The sequence below is a fragment of the Leptospira mayottensis 200901116 genome, assembly GCF_000306675.2.
Lineage (GTDB): Bacteria > Spirochaetota > Leptospiria > Leptospirales > Leptospiraceae > Leptospira > Leptospira mayottensis.
Genome location: NZ_CP024871.1, coordinates 1,904,912 through 1,929,714 on the forward strand (window position 1 = coordinate 1,904,912; position 24,803 = coordinate 1,929,714).

The following is a 24,803-nucleotide window of genomic DNA, read 5'->3' on the forward strand; positions in this document are numbered from 1 at the left end:
TGACGTCATACCGATAGAATTTGTATGACTGGCACTCCGAAACAAATCCAGAAATTTTCCGTATTTTCTCCTTCGGGACAAGGAGATATATACGCCCTCGACAATCTCTATCTTTCACCGCTCAGAGAAAACGAGGTTTGGGATTTTTCCAAAGTGGGGGAGTTTTCTCCGCTTAATCTCGGTTTTCTATGTATGAGATCTATTCTTGCCGATCGTTGTAAAGGTACGATCACTGTACAAGGACTTAGTCCTGGGTTTATTTTAGGACTTTCCAAAATCAACGGATTCGAAAACTGGAATCTTTTCAAGACCAAAGGATTTATCCCGAAAGTGTTCGGAAAAAAATTTCCGATAAAGTTGAGTTCTAAAATTCATGAGATTTTAAACCCAGTGCTTGTCACGTATGAAAAGGAATTGTTCGAAGAATGGAGCCCGAAGGCAGTTGTTATTGAAGGAAGTTTTGAAAACCGGGAAATTCTGATTGCGGGAGTCGCTCTTCCGGGAGACGATAAAAATCTTCCAAAACTTCTAAAGGATCTCATCCAAATACTTTCTGGAAATTGTGGAAAATTTTATCTGAGAACGGAAAAGCATTCTTATCTTTGTCTGAAGAAAGAAAAAGAAAACATAGGACCTGTTTTCTTTCAAGAGAAGGAAAATACGTGGGATTCTTTCATATTTTTGATTTTGGAAATTGAAAATTCTTAACTTAACGTGAATTCGGTATAACAAATGCAAAAGCGATTGTAGTGGAAATTCCGAAGGAATTGGAACGAAAAAGCTCAATGAAACGCTTTTTATGAAAGCGCCTCAGGTCGCGAGCCATTTTAGCTATGAAATTTGCGAACGATTCGCCCAAACTTTTTCTCCACGAATTTACATTAACTTAGGTGCTTACTGAAAAGGAAGGCTTCGATACTCTCATAATTTTCTTCTTCGGAAAGTTCTAAGATCTTTCTTACTAAAATTCCTGCTTGGTGTAGGGAAATCGATCGGACAATTTTTCGAATCGGGTTTAAAAATGGAATCGAAACCGATAACTCCCTAATTCCAATTCCGATTAAAAAGATCGTAAAGTCTGTATCTGATGCAAGCTCTCCGCAGAGACTGAGCGGTTTGTCGTAGTTTCTTGAAACCTCTACGATTTTGATCAAAGCTCTCAAAAAAGCGATATGATACGGATTGTATAAAGAAGAAACGTGGATGTTGTTTCTATCCACCGCCATTATGTATTGAAGTAGATCATTCGTTCCCACTGAAAAAAAATCCGCTTCTCGTGCGATCAGATCTAAAGCGGCAACCGCAGCAGGAGTTTCAATCATCGCACCGATCTTGATTTTTTTATTGTATTTTTCCTTTTTAGTACTTAATTTGCGTTTGCATTCTTCCAAAAGTTCGCGAGTACGGATAATTTCCCCGGGACCCGTAATCATCGGTAATAAAATACTAACATTTCCAAAAGCGGAGGCTCGTAAAATCGCCGTTAGTTGTTCTGCAAACCATTCCGGATGAGAAAGCGAATAACGTATACCTCGGTTTCCCAAAAATGGATTTTCTTCGAGTTCTCCCGTTGAAAATTTATCGGCTCCGATGTCGAAGGTGCGAATGATTACCGGTTTGTCTTGCATCCCTTCTGCGATTGCTTTGTAAGCGAGGAACTGTTCTTCGCCAGAAACATTTCTGTCTTGGTATTTTAAGAATAAAGATTCACTTCTAAAAAGTCCCACACCTTCAGCTCCGAATTTGATTGCCTGCTCGCAATCGAGTTCGGTTTCAAGATTACATTTGATTCGAACACGAATCCCATCTTTGCTTACGGCTCTAATTTTTTTAGTCCCACTTTCTTCCGTAGGATAAGAAGAGGAAAATCCGTAATACTTTACTTCTTCTAAAGTTGGAAAACGAACTGCATTTCCCAACTCCGCATCTAAAAAGATGAATTCGTTGTCTTTGACATGTGTGGAAAAATCCTTCAATCCTACGATAGTAGGAATCCCGTAGTTTCTCGCTAGGATTGCCATATGTCCTGTTTTTCCACCTAGGTCGGTTGCGATTCCGCGAATGCGAGTTTTATCCATAAGGATCATTTGAGAAGGAGTAAGTTCCCTTGCGACCAAGATCAAATCCTCTTTTAAGCCAGAAAGAAAGGAATCCTCTTCCTTTTTACCCGCAAGGAACTCGATCAATCGATTTGAGACATCTTGAAAATGATCCACTCTTTCCCGGAAGAATTCATTCTCCATAGCTTTAAATTTTTCGGAAATTTCGTGAGTTACGTTTTGTACGGCAAGAATCGCGTTTTCTCCGAATTCTGAAATCCTTTTTCGAACCGAGGTTGCAAGACTTGGATCAGAGCAAATCATAGCCTGTGTTTCTAAAATCTCTTGGATTTCTTTTTGGTCCGGCCCGGAAGTTTCAAGAGAAGCAATCAAAATCCGTAAACTTTGAAGGCTTTCTTCCAATGCGATAGAGAACTTCTGTATTTCTTCTTCTTTTTCGGATTCGTGAATGTAGGTTCCGGTGAGAATTGTATTTCGTTTTTTTCCAGTTTTTAAGACCTTACCGTATAGTTTTCCCGGAAAGGCCGTAATTCCTGGAAAAACTATACGTTTGGAAGGGATCATTCTAAAAACGAGCTTTAACTCGACTACAGAATTCCCCAAAAGAAGAATCTGACAATTCTTTTCTAGACAGATAAGGTTCCCGTTTTTATATCGATCGAACGAAAATACCGGAAAGTTTAAACAGTTGCAGTTTTTCTTTTGAAAAGAGGAATTCTTCGACTTTTGTATTTGCTGATTTCGTCTCCGGTAACACTGCTCATTACAAGTTTGGCCATAGAAATATCCAGCGCATGTCCCGCTTTAGACGCAAGATAATGTCCAATAATCGGTCGACCTGCGATAGATATGTCTCCAAAAAGATCTAAAATTTTATGACGAACACATTCGTTTTCGAAACGAAGCTGTTGGTTCAGGTATCCGTCTTGGGTTAAAACGATTGCATTGTCCAAAGAACCACCCATCGCAAGACCTCTTGCTTGGAGGGCCTCTACATCTTTTAAGAAACCGAAGGTTCTTGCTGGAAGAATCTCTTGTTTGATCGTTTCTCTATCTAGGGAAATCGTAATGTTTTGTCCTTTCAGAAGCGGGTGATTGAAGTCGATTGTGTAGGTTACTTTGAGTTCATCGCTGGGAAGTAAAACCAGATACTTATCTCCGTCCACAACCCAAAGTGGATTTTGAACGTAAATCGGCTCTATAATTTCTGGATATTTTACAATTCCTGCCGATTCAAGTGCTTGTAAAAAAGGAAGCGAGGAACCATCCATAATCGGGACTTCCACAGCGTCGATTTCCAAAATCAAATCCGTTAGACCGAGCGCGTAAATTGCCGCCAAGAGATGTTCCACAGTTTGAATCCTATGAAGGCCATCTCCCAGAGTAGTTGCATTACTGGTATCAACTACATTGCTGAGTTCAACGGAAATCGATGCCTTTTCTAAGTCTTTTCGATATTCAAAAACGATTCCTGTACCAGATGGGGCAGGATGAGCTATTAAATTCACTTCCTTTCCGGAATGAAGCCCAATCCCTTTGATTCTAACTCTATCTTGTATGGATTTTCTATATAGGATTTCTTTCATAGTTTTTAAGTATTCGATTTTTATTGCCTCTCAACCAAAAAGACGGTCGTTATGGGTTCGAAGTTCGCTTTCAGATTTATTAAGAGACAAAATCCAAATTTTTTCCTGATTTGAAATCTTATCTCTCTACGCTAATCAAGCAAACTTTATGCCAAAAGATCTATTTAAATCGATTTTTTCAGACTCCTAAACCAGGATTTAAAGCTAAATCCGACATAATTTGGAATCAATTTCATTCCTATTGTCTCTTTTCTGCAACTGTGTACCCCAAGGACCACGGTTATGTTCCCATTGCTTCTACTAAGGAAGCTCTTCTTCGTTTGAATGAAAAAATTTTCCTGAATTGTTTAAATCCAAAGATTCGATTCGTTCTATAAGACTTTGTGCACTTTCGATTGTAGGACCTTCGGTCCTTTTAAGTCATCCCGAATGGAAAATTCCGACAAGAGATTCCCTTGGGACTTAAAATCCAGAGCCTCTCAAAACGGTGAAGACTCTTTTGCCATCTTTAAATACGAATGCAAAGCTTGTCTTCTGAACGAGTAAAATGGGATCACAACAATTCTAGAGCGTATTACGGTTACAAAGCCGGTTTGAAACACAATCGCTGTCGAGTGAGGCCCATAACGTTGACTCAAGAATTGAGTAAAAACATTTTCTTCTTTCAAACTTTGCAAATTGCCGGGGATCAAAATTCCAGTATTGTTAATGAGAACATTGATCTTGTATCAAGTGAGTTTGGTTGATAAGTCTCGGATCGAATTCAAATCTAACACACCTTCCAAGATACGAATCGATTTTATAAGAACCAAATCCAAAGAAGACTTTCTGCATAAAGCAAAAACTTGATCTACCTTAGAGAGAAATTGTTTGATAAGCTCCAAACCGGGGATTGGATCCTGTAATCAAAATTTTTCTTTAAATCATATCTTACTTCCAAACTAACAACACAAGATCTATTCTGAAAGTACTTTTCAGATTGACGTTCTTGATCAATTTTTTTACATTACTGCTTCTATGAATTACGAGATCATTCACAAACCTTCGTATTCTTTCCTGAAAGTAAAACTGTTACCGGGGCAAACGATCAAAGCAGAAGCGGGCGCCATGGTTTACATGACTCCTGGTGTCAATGTGGAAACCAAAATGGGAAGCGGATTTCTTTCTGCAATTTCCAGAAGATTTTTCGGAGGAGAGTCTTTCTTTTTCAACATATTTAAGGCTCCTTCCGGGGGAGCGGAGCTCGGATTTGCTCCCGAGCTTCCGGGCGATGTAGTAGGAGTCGATCTTACAGATACGGGACTTATTGTAGAAGCGGGTGCTTATCTCGCATCTGATGAAACTATTACGATGAAGTCTATGTTTGGAGGACTACGTTCTTTTTTCGGAGGAGAAGGAATTTTTCTTTTGGAGATATTGGGAAACGGAAAATTATTTTTGAATGCATACGGTGGAATTCTTCCGATTGACGTTCAAGGATCTTATACAATCGATACAGGACACGTGGTTGCATTTGATAAAAGTCTTCAATATAAAATTACAAAAGCAGGCGGAAATTGGAAATCGACTCTTTTTGGAGGAGAAGGGCTAGTTATGGAATTTACAGGTCATGGAAAAGTTTTAATCCAAACGAGAGTGCCTTCGGGTTTTCTATCCTGGCTCACTGGTCTTCTCCCTGGATAACAAAAAAGGAATATTATGAATATTGAAATTCTCAGTAAACCGTCATATAGCTTCGCAAAGGTTCTCCTAAACGCAGGGGAATCTATTAAGGCGGAATCCGGTTCCATGATGTCCATGAGTTCCGGAATCACGATCCAAACTCATAAAGCGCAACAAGGGGGATTTTTAAAAAGTTTAAAGGCTGCGTTTCTCGGCGGGGAATCTTTCTGGATGAACACTTTTACCGCTTCTTCCGGAAACGAAGAAATACTCCTTGCTCCTACCCTTCCGGGAGACGTGGACAAGATCGAATTATCCGGGACAGTTTACGTTCAATCGAGTTCTTTTCTTGCTTCCTCACCAAACATTGAAATGGATACGAAGTTTCAAGGGCTCAAAGGATTTATTAGCGGTGAATCCTTGTTCTTCCTGAAACTTTCCGGAAATGGCCCCCTTCTGATTTCAAGTTACGGAGGAATCGACGTATTAAACGTGGACGGAGAAATGATTGTTGATACAGGTCATATCGTAGCTTTTGACGAGGGCTTGCATTACGAGATGACTAAGTTCGGCGGTTGGAAGTCTTTCTTTCTCGGTGGAGAAGGATTTGTTGCTCGCTTTAGAGGGAAAGGAAAGGTTTGGATTCAATCTAGAAACGTTCCTTCTTTGGGTAGTTGGTTTAGAGACCAATTACCTCCAATCAAAAGATAAGGGAGAATGAATCGTGAAACATGAAATATTATTAAAACCTGATTTTCCAATCGTTCAAGTTCAATTAGAAGATGGAGAATCCATCCGAGCCGAATCCGGTGCGATGGTAGCGATGAGTCCTTCTATAAAAATGGTTACTAAAGCAGAAGGTGGAATTTGGGCTTCTGCAAAACGTGCTCTCTTGAGTGGAGAATCTTTTTTCCAAAATACGTTCAAAGCGGAAAGTGGAAAGGGAATGATTTTCCTAACGAGTGCTACTCAAGGCGATATAGAATACCGTAAGATGAACGGAGAGGATCTGATTCTTAGTCGAGGAGCTTATGTTGCTGGTTCCGAATCTCTTTTGATCGACAGCAAATGGGGAGGATTCAAAGGTTTTTTTTCTGGCGAAGGTTTGTTCTTCTTAAAGGTAAGTGGGATTGGGGATCTTTTCTTTTCGAGTTTTGGTGCAATTCATACGATTGATGTTAACGGTCAGTATATCGTGGACACGGGTCATATTGTTGGTTTTGAAGGATCATTGAATTATACGATTCAAAAGGTAGGAGGGCTTAAATCCCTTTTCCTCAGCGGGGAAGGTTTGGTGGCGGTGTTTTCCGGTACTGGGAAGTTATATATCCAATCCAGAAATCAAAATTCGTTTGCTGCATGGGCCAATCAGTGGAGAAGGGTGGAAAAATCCTCTTCTTCAAGTTGATTTAATACGAATTTGACCTTAGGAGTTTGTGTATAGAAACTGCTAGAGTGGTTTCCTATAAGATCAAGAAACAACTTGAAAATCGACTTTGGATTTAAGAACTCCATTGATTTGTATTTCCAAAGTATGTCTTCCTGGAATGTGAACTCGGGTTGTCATTTGTTTAAAAGATTGTTGCTTTTTGTAAGAAACCGATTCTTTCGGAAGGAAAAATCTTTCCTCCACTTGAAAAACTTTTTTGGAAGTTTTTCCGGAAGCTTTTGTATATTGAATTTTATACTCGATTCGAAGATATGTTTGTTTTAATTCTTCCGATTGAACGGTAAAACTAAAACCAAGACTTTCGCCGATTTTGACAATTTTTGATTTTAATTTTAGACTTGAAATTTTCACTTTTACATTTGAATCAAAGCCGAAAATTTTAAGCGCTTTTGGATTCCCCGCTTTTAGAAGGCCGCGTAACGCGTGTTTTAAAAGTGTGTCTCTTTCTCTTGAGAATCCAATCCATTTTTGTGCGATTTTTAAAACTAAATCCGGATGATCCTTGGAAATATCGTTTAAGTGATTTGCTACGCTTCTTCGTACAATTTCATCTTCATCGTCTTTCAGATTTTCGAGTATCGGGAGGGTTTTCCGAGGATTTTGCTTTAAACCTGGAATTCCTATTCCCCAGGGGAGTCTAGGTCTACTTCCTTCAGAGGACAATCTACGGATGCCCGGATGCCGGTGGGAAGACCATTTTAACATTCGTTTCCAGACGAGCGTCGGGTGCCGAATCAAAAAAGGACGAATTGAAAATTCGCAGGAGATCAGCTTTGTAATTCTTTCGATTGCTTGCATCGATTCTTTCGGATAGTCCATTCCAAGTATTTCAACTACATCTCCCAAAAAGATCGTAAGAAAAATCTCCTTTCCCGCAAAAGATTTTTCAAATGAATCCGTAATTTTAAACAATGGCTCTAGAGCCTTTGGAAAAGGCTTTGGTAAAGCTGCTGCTAAAATCTCTCCAATCCTTCGAATCCTTTGTTTGAGTTCGAGCTTTTCCCAATCTTTTTGTTTGAATTTTTGAATCCATTCTTTCTGAGAGATTGCAGGAAGTTCTTTTGAGAAGGAAATTGCAATTTTTTCTAATACATTTTTTGAATATAAATTTTTGAGTAGTTCTGGCATATACGAGATTTTAAAATTTTTCCCTTTAAATTAACAAAATTTCTTTTTTCCATAAGTGCAATCGTTTTGTTTAAATTTGATAAATCTATACTCATAGATAGGTGTCTAATGTCTGGAGACTATTCCATGAAAATGAAATTTCTTTTCTATTTAGGATTACTGGGAGCAGGATGTCTTTTATCTCTGGGTTGTTATTCCGGATCATATAGATACTACGATGACTGTTATACTATAAACACAATATATTCTCAATATTGTAATCGATATAACAAAAATTACGGTTACCAAGGTCAACTTTATCCATATCATCGAAACAATCCTTACTACTACGGAAATGGGGGGTATAAACACAATCCTTTCCATATCTCTCCGGGTAGATTTCACAATTTTGGAAGACCTTCTAAATGGAAATTTTAAAGAAACATCCTTGTGTGATTAAAATAAAAACATTCGAACTTATGAATATTATATATTTTGTAATAGTTCGTCACATTTTGTTTAATTTTTTTTCATAAGCGAATCCAGTTCGCTTCATTCTTTCCAAAAACCGTGTTCGGTATGGGATGTTCAATCGTGAAATCAGTTCGATTCTTCAAGAAAGTCGCTCCGAAACGGTTACTTTCTGATTACCTGGCTTTGTTTTTCCGAAAAAAATTTAAAACTTCCTCCAAAGAAAAATCCTCAATTTTTGAAAAGGTATGAAAAGTTTCTTTCACTTCAAAACGTCTCGGTAAAAAAGCTCGGTGAACCTTGTATTACTCCACCAGTCCTGGAAAAAGAAAGATGAGACGAGTTAATGTTTCTCTGCAAGCTAAACTCTTTTTGAAACTTTCGCTATAGATTCTACGGCGTGTGCCCGTTGTTATCTTTTTAATTATCTTCTACGGTTAGGTTAGGGAAGCTCTATTATGGATATGATGAATCGGGGAATTCTCCCGCAGTCTTACCAGTTATAGACTTGCTTGAATAACCGAGTCACACACCGAACTCCTCTACGAACCGGAAACCTTCTTTTATACTTAAAGATTAATGCTATCGTAAAGAACGAAAATATCTTTTCTGTTTGTAATCTAAAACGAGTTCGGTGTATCGGAAATGTGGAAACTCTCATATTTTCTCTAAAACCAGTTTACTAAGTTTTGAGATTATCTCCGATCGCCCCATACCAAAAAAACGTTAAAGAAAAAATGGATATAGATGACAATAAAAACGAATATCGTTTTAACTTCTTTGTCGGTAACCAATCACGTCCATAAAAGCGGAAACAGAAAAAACAGCTTTACCCGGACCAGGTTTACCGTAACCGGGAGGAACCGGTAGATTATATTTTTCGAATATAGATTTCCATACAGTCAATAGTTCACAAAAATATTCCAGAGGAGGACCCGCTTGTGTCCCAAGAGTTGTATAAGGTTCAGGGCACCAGGCAGTAAATCGTGGCATGATTCCTTTTGACATAAAAAAATCCAGACCTTCTGCCGTGGAAGCGATTGCTTCCCTAACAGTTGCAAATCCGTACGGTTTGGAAAGTTCCACTCCGCCCACAAAATTTGGAATTACACAAGAGGGACCAAAAACTTCCGCAGAATCCACAACTCTTCGAATCCAGTTGTCTCTTCCAATGTAGGCTTCTTTACCAGGACAGATTTTTTGAAATAAATTCTTATCCCACACTTCATAATTCGGATGATAAACCTGAATGCCCGCATTTTTGAATTTCTTACAATCTTCGATTTCCCAAGCCTGAGAGACGATTTTACCCATCCATCTTCCCGGAAATTTAGATTCAATTGCTCGCGCGTAATCCAAGTAAAAATCGATTTCATTTTTTTTCTTTAAGGATGTGATTACACTTCCCCCGGTAATCGTATAAACCTTTGCAGTTTGATCTTCCGCGTCGATCCAAGATAAAACTTCCAAGATGTCTTCGATGTCTTTTATACCAGTGTAGGGACGCCCTGCATTTTTCTGCTGGCGATAGTTATGATTGATATCACAATATGCACATTCCTCTTCTTTTCCAAAGTACTGACAGTTTCTAAAAACGGTAAGATAAATCAAATATCCCCATTCGATTACAGGTGCAATCTCACCAGGAAGTTTTCCGTTTTTTGTTTTGTGACGATACCAAGTGGGAAGAGGTGGAAACTCAATATCCCCTAAAAACGTTTCGCCAAGATATAGGGAAGGATTTCCATCCAGGGACTTTTTGACTTTGTAGGGAGAATTCGGATTGTTACGCGTGGAAATTACTGTAGGAAGTAGGCTGAAATGACCGCCAGAAACTTTGATTTCTTCGGGAGCTTTGAGGTCTGCGCCTTCTTCTAATTCTGAAAGTGGAATATGATCAAAGGAGAATATGAAATAATCTTTGGTTTTGTATTTTCCTGTTACATCAAAAGCTTCTTTAAGAAAATGGATTCCTTGTCTAAGGATATCTTGTTTGACGATGGCTTCCATGGGAATGGATTTATATTTCCTTTCCATTTCTTCCAGAAGTGGAATGGTAGAATTTTGGCGGATTGAATCTGTGGCTTCCATCTTGATAAAGACAATGTCTCCAAAGGAACTGTAATGACACGCAGTTTTTTTCGGAAAACGGATCCGATTTTAAGAAGAAATGAAAAAAAGAAATAATCTTTTTAAAAATATGAGAAACCAAACCTTTTACAGCTTCAAATAACCAGCTCGAAGAAATACTGGAGGGTCTTGTCCTAAAAGCCTTAAAAGAAATCAGTTATAATCATTCAGTGAGTTCTTGATAAAACAATCAGAATAGAACAAGAATCTGTTTCAAAACCTCAGAATGTAGGAATTCCCACGAGAGTTTAGCAACAAAAAAGTCTGTTCGAAACTCCATAGGGACGTAATCTGTGTGAACTCTTACGTTTATTCGATTCGGAATTGTTTTTGGGCCCAGATTTTCTATATTGAAATGGAATCATAAATTTCGCTTTGGATTTTCGACAAATTCATTCTTTAAATTCTCGCTCAAAAACCATAACCGATTATATTCACATTTCTGTAAGAAGGGCCTATATTATCTCCGAAACCAATGTAAATCTAATCGATTCATGAATAACTCTAAGGCCTGAAGAGCAGTTGATTAACATGGCAATGGTGCAGGGAAGAAAAAACCGTCTAAATTAGCAGATCTGTATATATATATATGAAGATTTTAATAACAAATAAAATCCGAGTTTTAGCAGAAAACCAGTAAAAAGATCTCGAATTGAGCTATTCAAACGAGTTTCGTTTCAAATCATTACTCAAAACCATATAAACAGAGTACCCGATATTTTGACTGAAAACAGTGTTTTGTAATAAAAATTTACGGTACTCGATTTTATAGGATCAATAGCACACAGACAGATAAGTTTATTTTGCCGATTTTGGCTTAGAAATGTTTTTGTTTTTGTCTAGTAAAAAAAAATTGAAAGAATTGAAAAAAAAGATTCTATTGTTTGTTGAGAAATAATAGATAGAGGCTGTCTATCACCGCAGTCTTGTTATCAATCCAATCTTAAGGAAAATGGTATGAAGAAGCTCTTAATCGTTTCCTCAATCGTATTGACCACCGGAGTTTTGGTGTTCAACGCTTGCAAGAAACCTGAAAGTTCTAAGGCTGCTGCTACTGGTAAAGAAAACAGTCCATCAGCTGTTGTTGTGTTCAGTGTAGGAGAAGCTAAAATTCTTCACACTGATCTAACCGAAGAGAAAGCCATATTGGGCGCTAGTCTGAAAACTGGAGATAAAGTCAGTACGAAAGATAAATCCAAAGTCGATATTCAATTTGCAGACGGATCTGCGGTTCGAATCTCCGAAAATTCCGTAATTGACTTTGATGCTCTTACAATAAATTCAAAAGGAAATTCCGACACAAGGCTCGCACTTGTTTCCGGGAAAGTCTTTGCGAAAGTCAATAAGGCCTCCAAAGAAGATCAATTTTCTGTGGTCACTCCAACTGCAATCGCTGGTGTGCGAGGAACTTCCTTTATCGTAGACAGATCTAAATCTGACAAAGCGATCGTAAAAGTATTAGACGGCGCGGTTGCAGTAGCTCCTCGAGTTGCTATCCTGGAAGGTTTGAGCGAAGAAGAAATCGCGAAGAATGAAAATCTGAAAAAAATCCAACAAAGTGTTACATCTTCGGAAGTTATTCTAGAGAAAAATCAAGCTTCTGTTTTGAAGGCTGACGATAAGTCTCTGGATGTAAAAGATTCCTCTAAAATCAGTGAAAAGAATATCGCCGGTGTTGTAAAAAAACTGGATAGTTCCGGAATCTCTAAAAAAGAAGAAGAGGAGATTCGAACAATTGTAACCGTAGACAAAGAGACTACGGAAAAAATGGTTCGTATTAATGAGGAATCGTCCGGAAAAGTTGACGAGCAGAAAGCCGCTTCTCTGGAAGCTGAGAGAAAAAAACTAGAAAGTGAAATAGCAACTCGTCAGGAAGAAGAAGTTAAGAAATTCAAACAAATCCTAGTTTCCGCTCCCAAAGAACTGAAATCCAGTAAGGATATCATAAATTACTATGAAAGAATCGAAAAGATTATCATGAATGATGGATCTTCAATGATCGGTGCAATTGTGGATCAACAAGGATCTACGATGATTGTCCATACTGAGCAAGGGATTAAGAAGATCAATCAAGCGGATGTTCGGGAAGTGCTTTACGACTTCCAAACAAAAGCTAAATTTTGATAACAGAGACGACTGAACCTGAAATCAGGTGAAAAAAGCCCAGGTATTTCCTGGGTTTTTTATTTTACGGATATTATTTGTTTCAACGAAGAATTTTCTAAGCTTATTTTCCATAAGTAAAAATAAAGATACAATTTGAACTTTTATCAAGTTTCAGAACAAACCCAAAACTTTGAAAAAATGATCCAACAACTTTTAATACGGTTATGACTGTGTTTACTTTTTCAGATCGGTCCGTTTATTATTAGGTAAGGCAAGTGGATTCTTTTCAAAAATCGAATCTTTGATTCCAGAGCGAATAAATCGATTCCAAAATTTCTTCCATGTCGATAAGCATGATCCTCTCTTTCCAGTGAAGAACCATTTTATTCTTACCGAATCGATTGATTTCTGCCCAGTGTGCGTCTAAGTTCGGGATCAAGTTAATCGTTTTTTCCAAAAGGTTTTTAACTTCGAATCTACTGACGGGACCTTCGTGATTGGAAAGAAATTGAATAATAGAGTGGTAGATAAGTTTCTTAATCTCTTCAGGAGAAGGACCGAAGTTTTCTAGGGGTTCCATGAGACTTGCTCGTCTGCGTGATAGGAACTTCTGACTAGAGGACCCGAAAAAACTCCTTTGAATCCGATAGACTTACCGTAAATTCTCAATTCTTGAAACACCTCCGGGAGAACATAGTTTTTAACGGGAAGGTGAGTTGGTGTCGGCTGAAGGTATTGTCCGAGTGTCAGCAAGGAAACCCCAACCCCGGTTAAATCTTTCATACATTCTTTCACTTCTTCCACGGTTTCGCCCATTCCTAAAATCAATCCGCTCTTTGTAAGAAATCCTTTTTTGGAGGCGATTTTTAAAACGTCGAGAGAACGTTCATATTTTTTCTGAGGGGCGACTTCGGGAAACAAACGTTTTACAGTTTCCACGTTGTGATTGAAAATATCTGGTTTACACTGAAAAATAATTTCCAAAGATTCCGGTCGAACCTTAAGATCCGGGACTAACAGCTCGATCTTACAATCCGGAAGTCCCTCTCTTATTGCTTCCACCGTTTCTGCAAAGTGAGCCGCACCACCATCTTCTAAATCGTCTCGATTCACGGCGGTAATTACTACGTGTTTTAAGCCAAGAGCGATTGCCGATTCGGCCACTCGTTTGGGTTCGTCTCGATCCAAAGCGGAGGGTCTACCGGAAGCAACATCACAATAAGAGCACCGTCTTGTACAAATATCTCCTCCCAACATATAGGTCGCCGTCTTTCTGGACCAACAATGGTTTAGATTTGGACAAGAAGCACTCTCGCAGACAGTGTTGAGTTTTTTTCTCTCCAGAGAATCCCGAACTATGGCAACTGGATTGTTTTTCGGGTCGGGAAAAGTAAGCTTTACTTTGAGCCAATCCGGTTTTTCAGGAGCTTCTTGGAGAAAATGAGTGCGAGGTTTCTTTTTAAGCGGATTTATCATACGTTTCGAATGAGTACAAAGCTTCTCCTTCTACCCTCGTATGAGAGAGAGTTCGGGTCAACGAAAGTTTTGGATAGAAGATTTTTTGAGTCTTTTCGAAATGGGAGAATTCATGCAGTCCAAGAATGATTCAAACGCCCGAGACAAAATTAGACTGAATCGATTTCTCGCAGATTGTGGGTTAGGTTCTCGTAGAAAAACGGAAGAACTGATTCTCAGGGGCCAAATTACAATCAACGGCAAACGAGTGACCGATTTGGGAACCAAAATCAAACCTGGGACTGACGTGGTTTCTTATTTAGGAAATGTCGTAAAACCGACAGGAAAACCCAAAAGAATTCTGATTTTAAATAAACCGGTCGGATATCTTTGTTCTCACGGAGATCGTTTTCATGAAAAGACGGTTTTTTCTCTTCTTCCTTCGGCTTATAAAAGCTTTAAAATCGCCGGAAGACTTGATCTTAATTCGAGAGGACTCCTCATTTTGACAAACGACGGTGAATTAGCTCAAAAAATTTCACACCCTTCCCATGGTTCCGAAAAGGAATATCTCGTGACCTTAAACCATGATCCAGGAGAAAAGTGGATTCAGGCTACTTTTCAAAAAGGGATTTTGGATGCAGGAGAAATTCTGCGTGCAAAAATGGTTAAACTCGTTCCGGGTAAGAATTGTGTGTATCGTGTTACTCTTGGGGAAGGAAAAAAAAGACAAATTAGAAGGATGTTTCATGCATCTGGAGCGAGTGTAATCGATCTGCAAAGAATACGCATCGGTTCTATACAACTGGAAAAACTGGACTTGGAAGAAGGTAAATTTCTTCTAACTGAGACGGGAATTTGGAAATGAACTTTATCAGCATTGAGTTTCTTTTATTTTTTTTGGTATTCTATCTGATCTACTGGAACGTTCCAGGAAAGAGCAGAAAGTATCTCTTAATCTTAGGGTCCGCGTTTTTTTATTCCGTATTCGGCCTTAACTTTTTATTTCATCTCATTTTGGTCGTTTTTGCCAATTGGTTTTTATACCGATATCTTTACGAAAAAACTTGGTATGTGAAGGCTGTCGTCATTCTCAATATCCTTAATCTGGGTTTATTCAAATATTTTTATTTACTTATGGAGTTTATCGGTTTTGTATTTTCAATTCCAGTTCTTCAACAAAAAACATCCCTTGACGCGAAGTTTTCGACTCTGTTTCATCTAGGGGGATTTGAAGTCGTCCTTCCCGCTACAATCAGTTATTATACGTTCCAATTGATCTCTTTTGCAGTGGATTCAAAACGAGAAGGTTTTGATAAGAACGTCAGTCCCACAGGATTTTTCTCTTTTATCTTTTTCTTTCCTGTAATGATTGCGGGGCCGATCCTACGATTCGATCAAGTTCGGAATCAATTTGAAAATCCAACAATGACTCCTTCCAAATTGATTGATGGTCTTTGGCTTTTTATCCGGGGTCTCGTTAAAAAGGGATTACTATCCGCGGCTGTTCTTCCCTTAATCGCGCCCGTGTTTCTATCTCCGAAAGATTATTCCGGAATCGCACTTTTGCTGACTTGTTTCCTCTTTGCGGCCAATCTTTATTTCGACTTTTCGGGACTTACGGATATGGCGAGAGGGATCGGAAAGTTAATGGGATTCGATCTGCCAGAAAATTTTAAGGCTCCGTTTTTTTTCCAGAGCTTCGGGGATCTTTGGCGTCGATGGCACTTAACGTTTTCATTTTGGATTCGAGACTATATTTATATTCCATTAGGCGGATCGAAAAAGGGAGAACTTAGAACGACTATTAATCTTATCGTAACCTTTATGTTAGGCGGACTTTGGCACGGAGCAAGTTTGAACTTTCTCATTTGGGGGCTGCTCACAGGTATTTATTTGTCTTTGGAAAGATTATTCGAAGTGCGAAATTGGAGGGTTTTTCCTGAAATTCCTTATGTAAAAGCGGTTGTGCGTTATGCTTTCGTACTTATTGTATACTCGATTTCCTGGACTTTCTTTTTTACACCAAGTTTTAATTCTGCGACTTCTTCCATTGTAAGAATTTTAACGTTTCAAAACGGGCAACCTTTGATAGGACTCGAAACGGGAATGTATATGCTTCTTTTCGTGTTTTTATTTCATATATCGGAAGAATGGCCTGAGAAATATTCGGTTCCCGAAATCTGGAGAGCGAGATTTTTGCCAATCTTAGGTCTAATTATTCTTTTTATCATGATTGGAATGAATGCGGGAAACGCGGACTTTTTTTACTCAAGGTTTTAACGGGTCTTTATCGATGAAGAAAATTTACATTTATTATCCGATTCTATTTCTCGTATTCATATTTTGTTTGGATAAAATATTTACTCTCGAATATTTTCAAAAGAATTTTATTCAAGCTGGCAATACGGTCTATTATACCCAAAGAAAATCCCTATTTGAAAAATTGATTCATGATAAGGACTTAAAAGAACGTTCTTTGGCGCTTGCCTTTGGAGATTCCAGAGCTTATCCGTATTCTGCAATGGGAATAGACAAAAAACTGCAAAAGGATTGGGTATTATACAATTTCTCCGGCCCTCAAGCAGTTCCAGCTTACGGTTTCTATTGGTTTGAAAAAATCATCAACCAAGGATTAAAACCTAAATTTGTATTTTATGTCGTAAGTCCGGAAGGTTTCGATGATACCAAAGGAATTTTTTACGATCCGTTTTTAAAATACGGAGCGGACGACGAATTTTTACTTAAGTATGCGGATCAAATTTCGTTCGAAGATCGTAAGAAACTGCTTTTAGATCGCCTTTTTGCGGTTAGACGAGTTAATCCGGATTTAAAATTATTCTTCAAAAGACTTCAGGAAAAGAAATTAGCCGAATACAATCCGACATTGAACACGGAATATATGGTTCTTAATTTGAACCATGGAGAACAATTCGCCTATACCACTTTCTTAAACGATCCGGATCGGTTGGAAAAGGACGCAATGCGAATCCGAAATTTATATCTTTCTACGTTCACTCTTGGACCGATTCAGTTCTTTTTTGTAGAACAGTTTTTAAAATTGGCGAAAGAAAACGATGTAAAAGTTTATCTCATTTGGCCGAAAGTTTACGAAACATATCGAAAACGTTATTACGAATTGGAAATGGAAAAAATCTGGTGGCCGAAAATTCAAGATCTTGCAAATCGATATTCAGCGGTTTCGGTCGATTTGAATACTCAGACTTCCTGTGAACTATTCTATGACGCTTCTCACCAATCGATCATGTGTTTTTTAGAATCGATGAAATTGATGATCGATGATTATTACGGATTTAAAAAGATTCCTTTGTATCATCCCTAATTCGTTCATGGAACTGTCACATTCGTTATGAAATTCTAGATAATATAAAAATCGGTCCCAAAATTTTATAATAATCATATTTAAATTCTGTTAGTTATTATAGAAATCTTAGTATTTTATGATTTACTGTTGTATAATATTATAGTTTTCGTATGAGTTTCTGTAATTTTAGAGTTTATCTGTAAAATCGCGATTTATAAAAGTTCCACAAGTTGTGGTAATTTTATGTCTCTCAACGATTTTATTTGGGTTTTATAAAATTAAAGTATCTAAATGTTTATCCCAAAATATCGTTTTACATAAACTAACGCGAGCTCGGCGTAAAACACTCATGATTCTGAAATAAGTTGAAATCTGAACTTTATAGATCGATTTTTAAAGTGTGGGAACTACACAATTTAAAAAATAGAAATTTATAGCAATTGAATCTATTGTATTCAAGTGTAGGAACTTACATAAAACTTAGGTTTATCCGTAAAATGATGTGTGGGAACGCTCCAAACCATGATTTTACGTACAAATTCTAAAATTGTAGGAACTCACTCATACTTTTAGAAAAGTTTTTCTCAGTTGAACCCACGTTAAGATAAAGCGAATTTCTTAGTTCACGTAAGCTATTACTCGGACCTATAAAAACAATACCAAAAATTAACAATCGATTTTATCAAAGATGTGGAAGCCATTCAAAAAATGGTGTTAACCCGGATTTGTTGATTTTTTAAAGGAGATCCACATTCTAACTTTTAAAACAAGTTCGTGGTATAGTATTATTTTCATACGTCTGAGTAGTAAATGTAACTCAATATCATCGCTTCCTGAATGCCGATCCTTAGAGGCATCCGCTGAGTTTTTTTGGTCGTTCGAAGTAACTCAGTATTTCTTTTCTATGGTCGCTCGACAGATCGCGTTTTATAGTAAATTGAAAGCTAAAGAGGAAATATTGTATTACGTTTATTTTATGTAGCTTATTGACTGGAACTGGAAGTGCGGTCTGGTAACGCCGGATTCGCCGGGACTTTCTTACGTCGCGTCGATCACGTTAATCTAATAGCGAAGATCTGATTTAAAGATATTTTAAATTTTATAGAGTTTTCTCTAAAATAGTCTTTAAGAATATTCTAAATTTCTTCAAAAATACAATGAATTCCTTTCTGCTTAAGAGAGGTGATTACGAGGTTGAGAAATTTTTCTCTGTCTTTTTTTGTGGCAATTCTAAAAGAAACAATCAATCCGTTTTCAGCCTGAGTAATTTCTGCGTGAAAAGACCCATGATCATCACTAAGAGCCGGTCTCAAAACTGGTTGTACAGAGAAAGTGTAAAAATATAAATGTGAAATGGACAAATATTATTCAGAAATCCCCGATGCACTTTGGGAAAAAATAGCACCATTGATTCCTAAAGAAAAGCCCAATCTTCAAGGAGGTCGCAATCGTGTTCCTTCAAGAATAGTAATGGCAGGTATCATCTATCGAATGAAAACAGGCTGTCAGTGGCGTGCAATTCCCAATGAGTTTGGATCTGGTCAAACTTGTCACAGAAGATTTCAAGAATGGGAACGAGCAGGGGTATTCAAAAAGATCTATAAATCCATTTTAAAATATTATGATGTAAAGAATCAGATAGCATGGGACTGGGCTTCGATGGATTCGGCAATGGTTAAGGCTCCCAAAGGGGGAGTTTAACCGGGAAAAATCCTACAGACCGTGCCAAATTAGGGGTTAAACGGCATATCCTTACGGATGGAAATGGAATTCCTTTGGCAATTACGTTGACTGGAGCTAACGTTCATGACAAACACGGTGTAAAAGATACGTTGAATTCAATCCTAATATTTTCCGGAAAAAGAAGAAAAAAGCCAAAACATCTTTGTTTAGATAAAGGTTATGACTTCCAAGATATAGAAGTTTTAATCAAAAGAAGAAACATTCAATCTCATATTCGGAAAAAAGGTGAAAAGCCTCTCATCGGTAAATACAATGGAAAATCTAGACGATGGGTCGTTGAAAGAACTAACAGTTGGCACAATCGATTCAGAGCTATCCTAATTCGTTGGGAAAGAAAATCTGAAAATTATCTTGCATCTCTTTATCTCGCAAGTTCTATCATTGCTTTTAACTTTTTTGATAGGTAGTTTTGAGACCGGCTCTAAGTCTAAACTTAAGGTTTTCTGGTTGAAATTTGTTTTGTAGAGAAGTTTCTAAAAGATTATAATTTCCGTTATTCAAAATAGAAATTTCTAGAATTTGAATTTGCTCTATTGTCAGTCTGGTAGAAGTGTGATACTCGATACTCATTTGATACTTTAGGGTTTGTTTATAGAAGTGTAAATAAGGTATTTAAAGACATTGCACAGCGAGGGAAATCAAGCACAGGCTGGTTTTACGGCTTTAAATTGCATTTAATCATAAATGATCAAGGTGAATTATTATCATTTATGGTCACTCCTGGAAATGTGGACGACAGGAATTTGAAAGTGATCTTTCCACTTGTTAAAAATATTTACGGTAAACTTTTCGGAGATAGAGGTTACATCAGTCAATCTCTGTTTGAAAGTCTTTATGAAAAGGGAATTCAACTCATTACAAAACTTAAAAAGAATATGAAAAATAAATTAATGCCCTTAGTTGATAAAATTCTTTTAAGAAAAAGAGCTATCATTGAATCCGTTAATGACGAACTTAAAAATATCTGTCAGATTCAACATACTAGACATCGAAGCTTTTTCAATTGGGCTGTTAATCTATTAAGCGGGTTAGTCGCATTTTCATTTTTTCCAAAAAAACCTTCTTTGAATTTGAGATCCAAAGACAATTTACAACTTCTACTTTCTCCTTAGGCCGAACTCACGTTATTTAGGTTAAAGATTGTGATCTTAAAACTCGCACGATTTAGAAAATTTTAAAATCGTGCGGTTCTATCGATTACCACTTTAACTTTTTAGAATCTTCCAAAAACTTTTCGAGTCCGATATCGGTTAATGGATGTTTAAAAAGTTGCAAAAATGCGGAATGAGGCATTGTCGCACAGTCAGCTCCTCTCAAAGCGGATTCCTTTAGATGCATAGGCCCGCGAATGGAAGCTGCTAGAATTCTAGTATCATAGCCGTAGTTGTCATAGATTTCCCTGATTTCAGAGATCAGTTCCATTCCGTCCCAGCTTGTATCGTCGACTCTTCCGATAAACGGAGAAACATAAGTGGCTCCTGCTTTCGCGGCTAGAAGAGCCTGAGAAGAGGAAAAACAAAGAGTTACATTTGTAGGAATATTTCTTTTGGTGAGCTCTACAACGGTTTTAAGACCCTCTGGAATCAAAGGTACTTTAATGACTACATTTTCAGCAATCTCCACAAGCTCCAGGGCTTCTTTCATCATTCCATCGAACTTTGTAGAAAGAACTTCCGCGCTCACAGGACCGGAAACTATGGAACAAATTTCTTTAATAACTTCTCTAAAATTTCTTCCCGACTTAGCGATGATAGAAGGATTAGTAGTTACTCCGTCGACAAGACCGTAGGATGCGATCTCTTTAATTTCATCTATGTTTGCAGTATCCAGGTATAATTCCACTTACATGCTCCATAAAAAAGGATGCTTAGAGCATGTAGGGAAGGCTAGGTGCTAGTCAATAGAATTTTGGGGAAATTGCTTTGTTTTATGGAATCAAATCGCGAAGAGTTTTAATTTCTTCGGCGCTGAAAAATTCTTTGTATTCCTTTTCGATTTGAAACCGAATCGCAGAACTAAAGTAATCCACTCTTCTTGTGAAAGGCATTTTTTTATAGGCTTCTTTCCACTGAACTACATATCCTCCTTTGGGAGGAGATTGTTTCTCATCCGTTTTTTCCCAAAGAATTGCGCCCCCAATTTTGTTTTCAGCTAAGGACTCTTTCTTAGGTTTTCCGTATTTTTGTTCTAGTTTTTGTTGCACGTCTTTTCCAGGAAGATATCGAAATAAAACTCCCACAGAAAATAAAATTCCAGGTGCAGAATGATTTTCCTCTTCCATTTCTGATTTATTACTTGGAGTTTGATTCTTAGGTCTGGAATCAGTCACAATTTTAGGAGTAGAATAAAAACGATACGAATAGAAAATACCGTTTCTGCGAATAAGAAGGGTTTTTTCTTTATCTTCGAAAACGATTTCTACCTTTTCGTCATTTTGAGGATTTGTGGAAAGGGATAAGAATTTTTCACGCATATTCATGTAACTTTCACCCCAGGAAGATTCCGCAAATCCTTCCAATAAATTGGCCGCCTGCCCAGGGGTATTAGTCGGTTGTCTTCGGTCCGGTAGCGTTTCGTCCGGGAGTTGTGCGAAAAGCGTCACAGGAACCAGAACCAAAGAAAAAAGAAGGACAGAAATTCTCATGCTCTTCTTATCGGCAGTTTTAGAAGAAACCTATTCAGAATCTTCCTCAGCAAAACTGTTTTTCGAACCTGAAAACTGAATTCCCCCGAATTTTACCTTTCCATTCCAACGAAGAACGAGTAAAACTGCGATGATCGATATGTTTGGTAACACGAACAAGAACGGAATCTCATGAAAAAGTCCGTATATGGCGAGATTGGAAGAAATAACCGAGAGCGCAGATCCGCTGAGAATAGGAATTTCCTGTTCGAAAAAACGAACCAAAAAGTGATTCGGGCTCGTAGAGGGAAGGTCCTTGAGAACCAATTCCACAAGAACACCGTAGGTCGTCAAAAGAGTTACCGGTAACAAAAACGAAAGAAAGAAATAGTTTCCAAATGCGTCGGAATAATGAGGCGCACCGATGATTCCACCTAACAACGTCCAAAGGTAAGAAACAAAGGCGGAAACGAAAAGCGCGATTGCTCCGTATTGAAGACTTCCGTTAAATTCCAACAGTTTGATAAGTTCGTCCGGAACAATCCGAATCCAATCCACAAGTTCTAATCTTCCGAAGGATTCTCTTCCGGAAAGAAACAAAAGTTTAAAGTAATAATTTGCAAGGACGAGTACGCTCGAAACGATTCCAAAGAAGATTAGATAAAGTAAAAATTCCATATCAGTGCCTGAAGTGCCTCATTCCCGTAAAGACCATAATGAGTCCGTGCTCGTCCGCCGCTTGAATCACTTCTGCGTCTCGAACCGAACCGCCAGGTTGGATGATCGCTTTTGCTCCGGCTTTTGCAAGAGCATCGATCCCGTCTCTAAACGGGAAGAATGCGTCGCTTGCGACGTAGGAACCAACTACGGATAAACCGACATTTAATGCCTTGCTCGCGCCCAACTGCACCGAGTCAACTCTAGACATCTGTCCCGCGCCGATTCCAAGGGTTGCATTTTCTTCCGTATAAACGATCGCATTGGATTTGATAAAACGAACACAAGACCAAGCAAACATCAAACCACGAATATCATCGGGCGTAGGTTGTTTTTTAGTAACTACTTTTAGATCTTTTTCTGTAATCGTAGTATAATCTCGTTCTTGTATGAGCAAACCGTGATGGATCGGTCTTAAATCCAATTCGTCAAGCGCCTCTTTGAAGTTTTCGATTTCGATCAGACGGATATTCGGCTTTTTAGAAAAAAGCTCCAGAGCGTCCGGAGTGAACTTTTGAGCGATCACACCTTCTACGAAGTTTTCAGTGATGGCCGTAGCCAACTCTCTATTTACAACCCCTTTGATTCCGATTACTCCACCGAATGCGGAAATCGGGTCGGTTCTTCTTGCAAGTTGAAACGCTTCCAAAGGATCGTCCGCGTATGCAATCCCGCAAGGATTGAGATGTTTAATGATACAGACTGTGTTTTCTGGGAGTAGACTCGATATGTGAAACGCCGCGTCAAAATCCAGCATATTGTTAAACGACAACTCCTTTCCTTGCAAAGGAGAAAAATCGCTCTTCACAAAAAGGGGTTCATAAAAAGACGCGGCTTGATGAGGATTTTCCCCGTATCTGAGTTTTTGTTTTTTTAAGAAGGAGAGATTGAGTACATCCGGGAAAACATCTCCGGCTTGTTTGTTGAACCAGGATGAAATTGCAGTATCATACATCGCAGTATGAGAAAATGCTTTTCTCATATAACCCGCGGACACTTCTTCCGAAATTCCTCCAGATGAAATCAGTGTTTGTATTTCCTCGTAATCATTCGGATCAGTGAGAACGAGTGTGTGTTTGTAATTCTTAGCCGCGCTTCGAATCATTGAAGGCCCGCCTATATCGATATTCTCGATCGCTTCTTCCAATTGTACTCCGGATTTGGAAACTGTCTTTAAAAATGGATACAAGTTTACTACGACCAAATCTATTTTAGGAATTTTTAATTCTTCCATCTTCTGTTTATGGGCTTGATTAGAAGGTACGCCGAGAAGACCTCCATGTACTTTCGGATGGAGAGTTTTGACTCTTCCGTCTAAAATTTCCGGAAAACCGGTGTAATCGTCAATCGCGATCGCTTCGATTGCATTGTCTTTCAGAAGTTTTAAGGTTCCGCCAGTGGAAATGATTTCTACACCGTTTCGATTTAAAAATTGTGCAAATTCTACTATATCGGATTTATCGCTAACGGAAATAAGGGCTCTTTTAATTTGTATCATTATTTACTCAATGCTTATCTTTCTATTATGGATCTTAAGCCTATCTTCGCAAAAGTATTGAACCGCGAGTGGTAGGATTTTATGTTCCTCTTTTAGAATCTTTAAAGTCAAATCTCTTTCCGACATTCCTTCTTCGATTTTCACGACTCCTTGAAGGATCACCGGACCTGAATCCACACCTTCGTCCACAAAATGGGCGGTGCAACCGGCAATCTTGACCCCGTATTCAAAGGCCTGTCTTTGAGCGTTCAGTCCTGGAAATGCCGGTAAAAGAGAAGGGTGGATATTGATAATACGATTGGGAAAAGTTTGGATGACCTGGCTTTTTAGGATTTTCATATAACCTGCGGTTACGATAAGGTCGGGTCCCAGCTCGATGAGGAAATTCAAAAGTTTTTTGTGATATTCGGATTTGTCCACAAAGGAAGCAAAATTGAAAACGTGAGAAGGGAGTTTAAATTCCTGGGCAACTTCCAACGCTTTTGCATCCGGATTGTCACAAATCAATGCAGATCCAATTCCCCGAATTTTACCGACTTTAATGTTTTGGAGAACCGCCTTGAGATTAGAGCCTCTTCCGGAAGCTAAGAATGCGATCTTTTTTTTAGGCTTTGTAAACGGACTTGCCAAGAAAATTTTATCCGGGTAAAATCAGAATCGCCCCGAAGTGAAAATTGATTCAGAAAGACGATTTCGGGAACATCAAGCGAATTTCTCTGACTCAGTTAATAAAGTGTGGATTTTTCCTGAAAAGATTAAAATCCATGCAAAATCCGTGGAAATTTTAGTTTTTAATATTTCTACGAGATTTTTTTAGGTTTTCGGACTCTTAAAAGATCACCGAAAGTTTTCAGAGAAACCGTAAGAATG

Annotated in this window: 20 protein-coding genes and 3 pseudogenes; 11 read left to right on the forward strand and 12 right to left on the reverse strand. The window is 38.2% G+C overall.

The annotated features are described in order from the left end of the window. Positions 1 to 24 precede the first annotated feature (24 nt). Positions 25 to 708 carry an LIC11631 family protein gene (locus tag LEP1GSC190_RS08560; protein WP_002761764.1) on the forward strand — a complete coding sequence of 228 codons (684 nt, stop codon included), beginning with the start codon at positions 25 to 27 and terminating at the stop codon, positions 706 to 708. Between the two features lie 173 nt (positions 709 to 881). Here LEP1GSC190_RS08560 and ptsP read toward each other — a convergent pair whose 3' ends face one another. The 3 genes and pseudogenes from ptsP to LEP1GSC190_RS21035 form a co-directional block, all read right to left on the reverse strand. Next, entirely contained in the window at positions 882 to 2,624 is a 1,743-nt protein-coding gene (ptsP, locus tag LEP1GSC190_RS08565; protein WP_051019788.1) for a phosphoenolpyruvate--protein phosphotransferase, read from the reverse strand. A gap of 116 nt (positions 2,625 to 2,740) precedes the next feature. Further along, entirely contained in the window at positions 2,741 to 3,646 is a 906-nt protein-coding gene (lpxC, locus tag LEP1GSC190_RS08570) for a UDP-3-O-acyl-N-acetylglucosamine deacetylase (RefSeq protein WP_002761799.1), read from the reverse strand. A gap of 300 nt (positions 3,647 to 3,946) precedes the next feature. After that, positions 3,947 to 4,539 (reverse strand): annotated as a pseudogene (locus LEP1GSC190_RS21035) (Rossmann-fold NAD(P)-binding domain-containing protein). A 124-nt stretch (positions 4,540 to 4,663) separates the two neighbouring features. Here LEP1GSC190_RS21035 and LEP1GSC190_RS08580 point away from each other — a divergent pair. Genes LEP1GSC190_RS08580 through LEP1GSC190_RS08590 form a run of 3 tightly spaced genes read left to right on the forward strand, consistent with a single transcriptional unit; the run spans position 4,664 to position 6,716 of the window. Continuing rightward, a complete protein-coding gene (locus tag LEP1GSC190_RS08580) occupies positions 4,664 to 5,329 on the forward strand; it encodes a TIGR00266 family protein (RefSeq protein ID WP_002761724.1) in 666 nt (221 codons plus the stop codon). A gap of 15 nt (positions 5,330 to 5,344) precedes the next feature. Continuing rightward, positions 5,345 to 6,019, forward strand: a complete 675-nt coding sequence (locus tag LEP1GSC190_RS08585; protein ID WP_002761695.1) for a TIGR00266 family protein — start codon at positions 5,345 to 5,347, stop codon at positions 6,017 to 6,019. Between the two features lie 13 nt (positions 6,020 to 6,032). After that, complete coding sequence (locus LEP1GSC190_RS08590) at positions 6,033 to 6,716, forward strand: TIGR00266 family protein (RefSeq protein ID WP_002761738.1); 684 nt, start codon at positions 6,033 to 6,035, stop codon at positions 6,714 to 6,716. A gap of 63 nt (positions 6,717 to 6,779) precedes the next feature. On the opposite strand, the gene LEP1GSC190_RS08595 is transcribed toward LEP1GSC190_RS08590, so the two are convergent. Then, positions 6,780 to 7,886 carry a DNA alkylation repair protein gene (locus LEP1GSC190_RS08595; RefSeq protein WP_002761726.1) on the reverse strand — a complete coding sequence of 369 codons (1,107 nt, stop codon included), beginning with the start codon at positions 7,884 to 7,886 and terminating at the stop codon, positions 6,780 to 6,782. 563 nt (positions 7,887 to 8,449) lie between these two features. Here LEP1GSC190_RS08595 and LEP1GSC190_RS20210 point away from each other — a divergent pair. Further along, positions 8,450 to 8,779, forward strand: a pseudogene (locus LEP1GSC190_RS20210) (DUF1564 family protein); the annotation flags it as partial. Between the two features lie 328 nt (positions 8,780 to 9,107). Here LEP1GSC190_RS20210 and LEP1GSC190_RS08610 read toward each other — a convergent pair. Then, positions 9,108 to 10,427 carry a radical SAM protein gene (locus LEP1GSC190_RS08610; protein ID WP_036047940.1) on the reverse strand — a complete coding sequence of 440 codons (1,320 nt, stop codon included), beginning with the start codon at positions 10,425 to 10,427 and terminating at the stop codon, positions 9,108 to 9,110. A 996-nt stretch (positions 10,428 to 11,423) separates the two neighbouring features. Here LEP1GSC190_RS08610 and LEP1GSC190_RS08620 point away from each other — a divergent pair. After that, positions 11,424 to 12,590 (forward strand): lipoprotein LipL45, encoded by a 1,167-nt coding sequence (locus tag LEP1GSC190_RS08620; protein WP_004280712.1) that lies wholly within the window; start codon positions 11,424 to 11,426, stop codon positions 12,588 to 12,590. Positions 12,591 to 12,858: 268 nt separating this feature from the next. On the opposite strand, the gene LEP1GSC190_RS08625 is transcribed toward LEP1GSC190_RS08620, so the two are convergent. Next, entirely contained in the window at positions 12,859 to 13,152 is a 294-nt protein-coding gene (locus LEP1GSC190_RS08625) for a hypothetical protein (RefSeq protein ID WP_002763771.1), read from the reverse strand. Further along, positions 13,140 to 14,045 (reverse strand): lipoyl synthase, encoded by a 906-nt coding sequence (gene lipA / locus LEP1GSC190_RS08630; RefSeq protein WP_086004813.1) that lies wholly within the window; start codon positions 14,043 to 14,045, stop codon positions 13,140 to 13,142. Before lipA ends, LEP1GSC190_RS08625 begins: the two co-directional genes overlap by 13 nt. A gap of 88 nt (positions 14,046 to 14,133) precedes the next feature. On the opposite strand from lipA, the gene LEP1GSC190_RS08635 reads away from it, so the two are divergent. The 5 genes and pseudogenes from LEP1GSC190_RS08635 to LEP1GSC190_RS08665 form a co-directional block, all read left to right on the forward strand. Further along, a complete protein-coding gene (locus LEP1GSC190_RS08635; protein WP_002763836.1) occupies positions 14,134 to 14,895 on the forward strand; it encodes a pseudouridine synthase in 762 nt (253 codons plus the stop codon). Further along, entirely contained in the window at positions 14,892 to 16,310 is a 1,419-nt protein-coding gene (locus LEP1GSC190_RS08640; RefSeq protein ID WP_004280506.1) for an MBOAT family O-acyltransferase, read from the forward strand. The genes LEP1GSC190_RS08635 and LEP1GSC190_RS08640 overlap by 4 nt, the downstream gene beginning before the upstream one ends. 13 nt (positions 16,311 to 16,323) lie before the next feature. After that, complete coding sequence (locus LEP1GSC190_RS08645; protein WP_002763839.1) at positions 16,324 to 17,370, forward strand: DUF1574 domain-containing protein; 1,047 nt, start codon at positions 16,324 to 16,326, stop codon at positions 17,368 to 17,370. Positions 17,371 to 18,759: 1,389 nt separating this feature from the next. Beyond that, positions 18,760 to 19,502, forward strand: a protein-coding gene (locus LEP1GSC190_RS08655; RefSeq protein WP_237578353.1) for an IS5 family transposase whose coding sequence is annotated in 2 segments (ribosomal slippage) — positions 18,760 to 19,051 and positions 19,051 to 19,502 — 744 coding nt in all. Because the reading frame shifts where the segments join, the coding sequence is not laid out codon by codon here. A gap of 195 nt (positions 19,503 to 19,697) precedes the next feature. Next, positions 19,698 to 20,207, forward strand: a pseudogene (locus LEP1GSC190_RS08665) (IS982 family transposase); the annotation flags it as partial. 85 nt (positions 20,208 to 20,292) lie between these two features. Here LEP1GSC190_RS08665 and fsa read toward each other — a convergent pair. The 5 genes from fsa to purN all read right to left on the reverse strand — a co-directional run bounded on the left by fsa (position 20,293) and on the right by purN (position 24,563). Then, entirely contained in the window at positions 20,293 to 20,937 is a 645-nt protein-coding gene (fsa, locus tag LEP1GSC190_RS08670; RefSeq protein ID WP_002763838.1) for a fructose-6-phosphate aldolase, read from the reverse strand. An 85-nt stretch (positions 20,938 to 21,022) separates the two neighbouring features. Next, positions 21,023 to 21,739 (reverse strand): hypothetical protein, encoded by a 717-nt coding sequence (locus LEP1GSC190_RS08675; RefSeq protein WP_002763799.1) that lies wholly within the window; start codon positions 21,737 to 21,739, stop codon positions 21,023 to 21,025. Between the two features lie 30 nt (positions 21,740 to 21,769). Beyond that, positions 21,770 to 22,396 carry a hypothetical protein gene (locus LEP1GSC190_RS08680; protein WP_002763820.1) on the reverse strand — a complete coding sequence of 209 codons (627 nt, stop codon included), beginning with the start codon at positions 22,394 to 22,396 and terminating at the stop codon, positions 21,770 to 21,772. A gap of 1 nt (position 22,397) precedes the next feature. Next, positions 22,398 to 23,933 (reverse strand): bifunctional phosphoribosylaminoimidazolecarboxamide formyltransferase/IMP cyclohydrolase, encoded by a 1,536-nt coding sequence (gene purH, locus LEP1GSC190_RS08685; protein WP_002763783.1) that lies wholly within the window; start codon positions 23,931 to 23,933, stop codon positions 22,398 to 22,400. Between the two features lie 3 nt (positions 23,934 to 23,936). Further along, positions 23,937 to 24,563: a phosphoribosylglycinamide formyltransferase gene (gene purN / locus LEP1GSC190_RS08690; protein ID WP_002763773.1), complete on the reverse strand. Its 627-nt coding sequence runs from the start codon at positions 24,561 to 24,563 to the stop codon at positions 23,937 to 23,939. Positions 24,564 to 24,803: the final 240 nt, after the last annotated feature.

What these genes read in the sequence shown, in the direction of transcription:
- LEP1GSC190_RS08620 (WP_004280712.1), top strand. Translation starts at nt 11,424, where the DNA reads ATGAAGAAGCTCTTAATCGTTTCCTCAATCGTATTGACCACCGGAGTT.
- LEP1GSC190_RS08645 (WP_002763839.1), top strand. Translation starts at nt 16,324, where the DNA reads ATGAAGAAAATTTACATTTATTATCCGATTCTATTTCTCGTATTCATA.
- LEP1GSC190_RS08640 (WP_004280506.1), top strand. Translation starts at nt 14,892, where the DNA reads ATGAACTTTATCAGCATTGAGTTTCTTTTATTTTTTTTGGTATTCTAT.
- LEP1GSC190_RS08610 (WP_036047940.1), bottom strand. Translation starts at nt 10,427, where the DNA reads ATGGAAGCCACAGATTCAATCCGCCAAAATTCTACCATTCCACTTCTG.
- LEP1GSC190_RS08560 (WP_002761764.1), top strand. Translation starts at nt 25, where the DNA reads ATGACTGGCACTCCGAAACAAATCCAGAAATTTTCCGTATTTTCTCCT.
- lpxC (WP_002761799.1), bottom strand. Translation starts at nt 3,646, where the DNA reads ATGAAAGAAATCCTATATAGAAAATCCATACAAGATAGAGTTAGAATC.
- purH (WP_002763783.1), bottom strand. Translation starts at nt 23,933, where the DNA reads ATGATACAAATTAAAAGAGCCCTTATTTCCGTTAGCGATAAATCCGAT.
- LEP1GSC190_RS08680 (WP_002763820.1), bottom strand. Translation starts at nt 22,396, where the DNA reads ATGGAATTTTTACTTTATCTAATCTTCTTTGGAATCGTTTCGAGCGTA.
- LEP1GSC190_RS08580 (WP_002761724.1), top strand. Translation starts at nt 4,664, where the DNA reads ATGAATTACGAGATCATTCACAAACCTTCGTATTCTTTCCTGAAAGTA.
- ptsP (WP_051019788.1), bottom strand. Translation starts at nt 2,624, where the DNA reads ATGATCCCTTCCAAACGTATAGTTTTTCCAGGAATTACGGCCTTTCCG.
- LEP1GSC190_RS08625 (WP_002763771.1), bottom strand. Translation starts at nt 13,152, where the DNA reads ATGGAACCCCTAGAAAACTTCGGTCCTTCTCCTGAAGAGATTAAGAAA.
- LEP1GSC190_RS08585 (WP_002761695.1), top strand. Translation starts at nt 5,345, where the DNA reads ATGAATATTGAAATTCTCAGTAAACCGTCATATAGCTTCGCAAAGGTT.
- LEP1GSC190_RS08595 (WP_002761726.1), bottom strand. Translation starts at nt 7,886, where the DNA reads ATGCCAGAACTACTCAAAAATTTATATTCAAAAAATGTATTAGAAAAA.
- LEP1GSC190_RS08675 (WP_002763799.1), bottom strand. Translation starts at nt 21,739, where the DNA reads ATGAGAATTTCTGTCCTTCTTTTTTCTTTGGTTCTGGTTCCTGTGACG.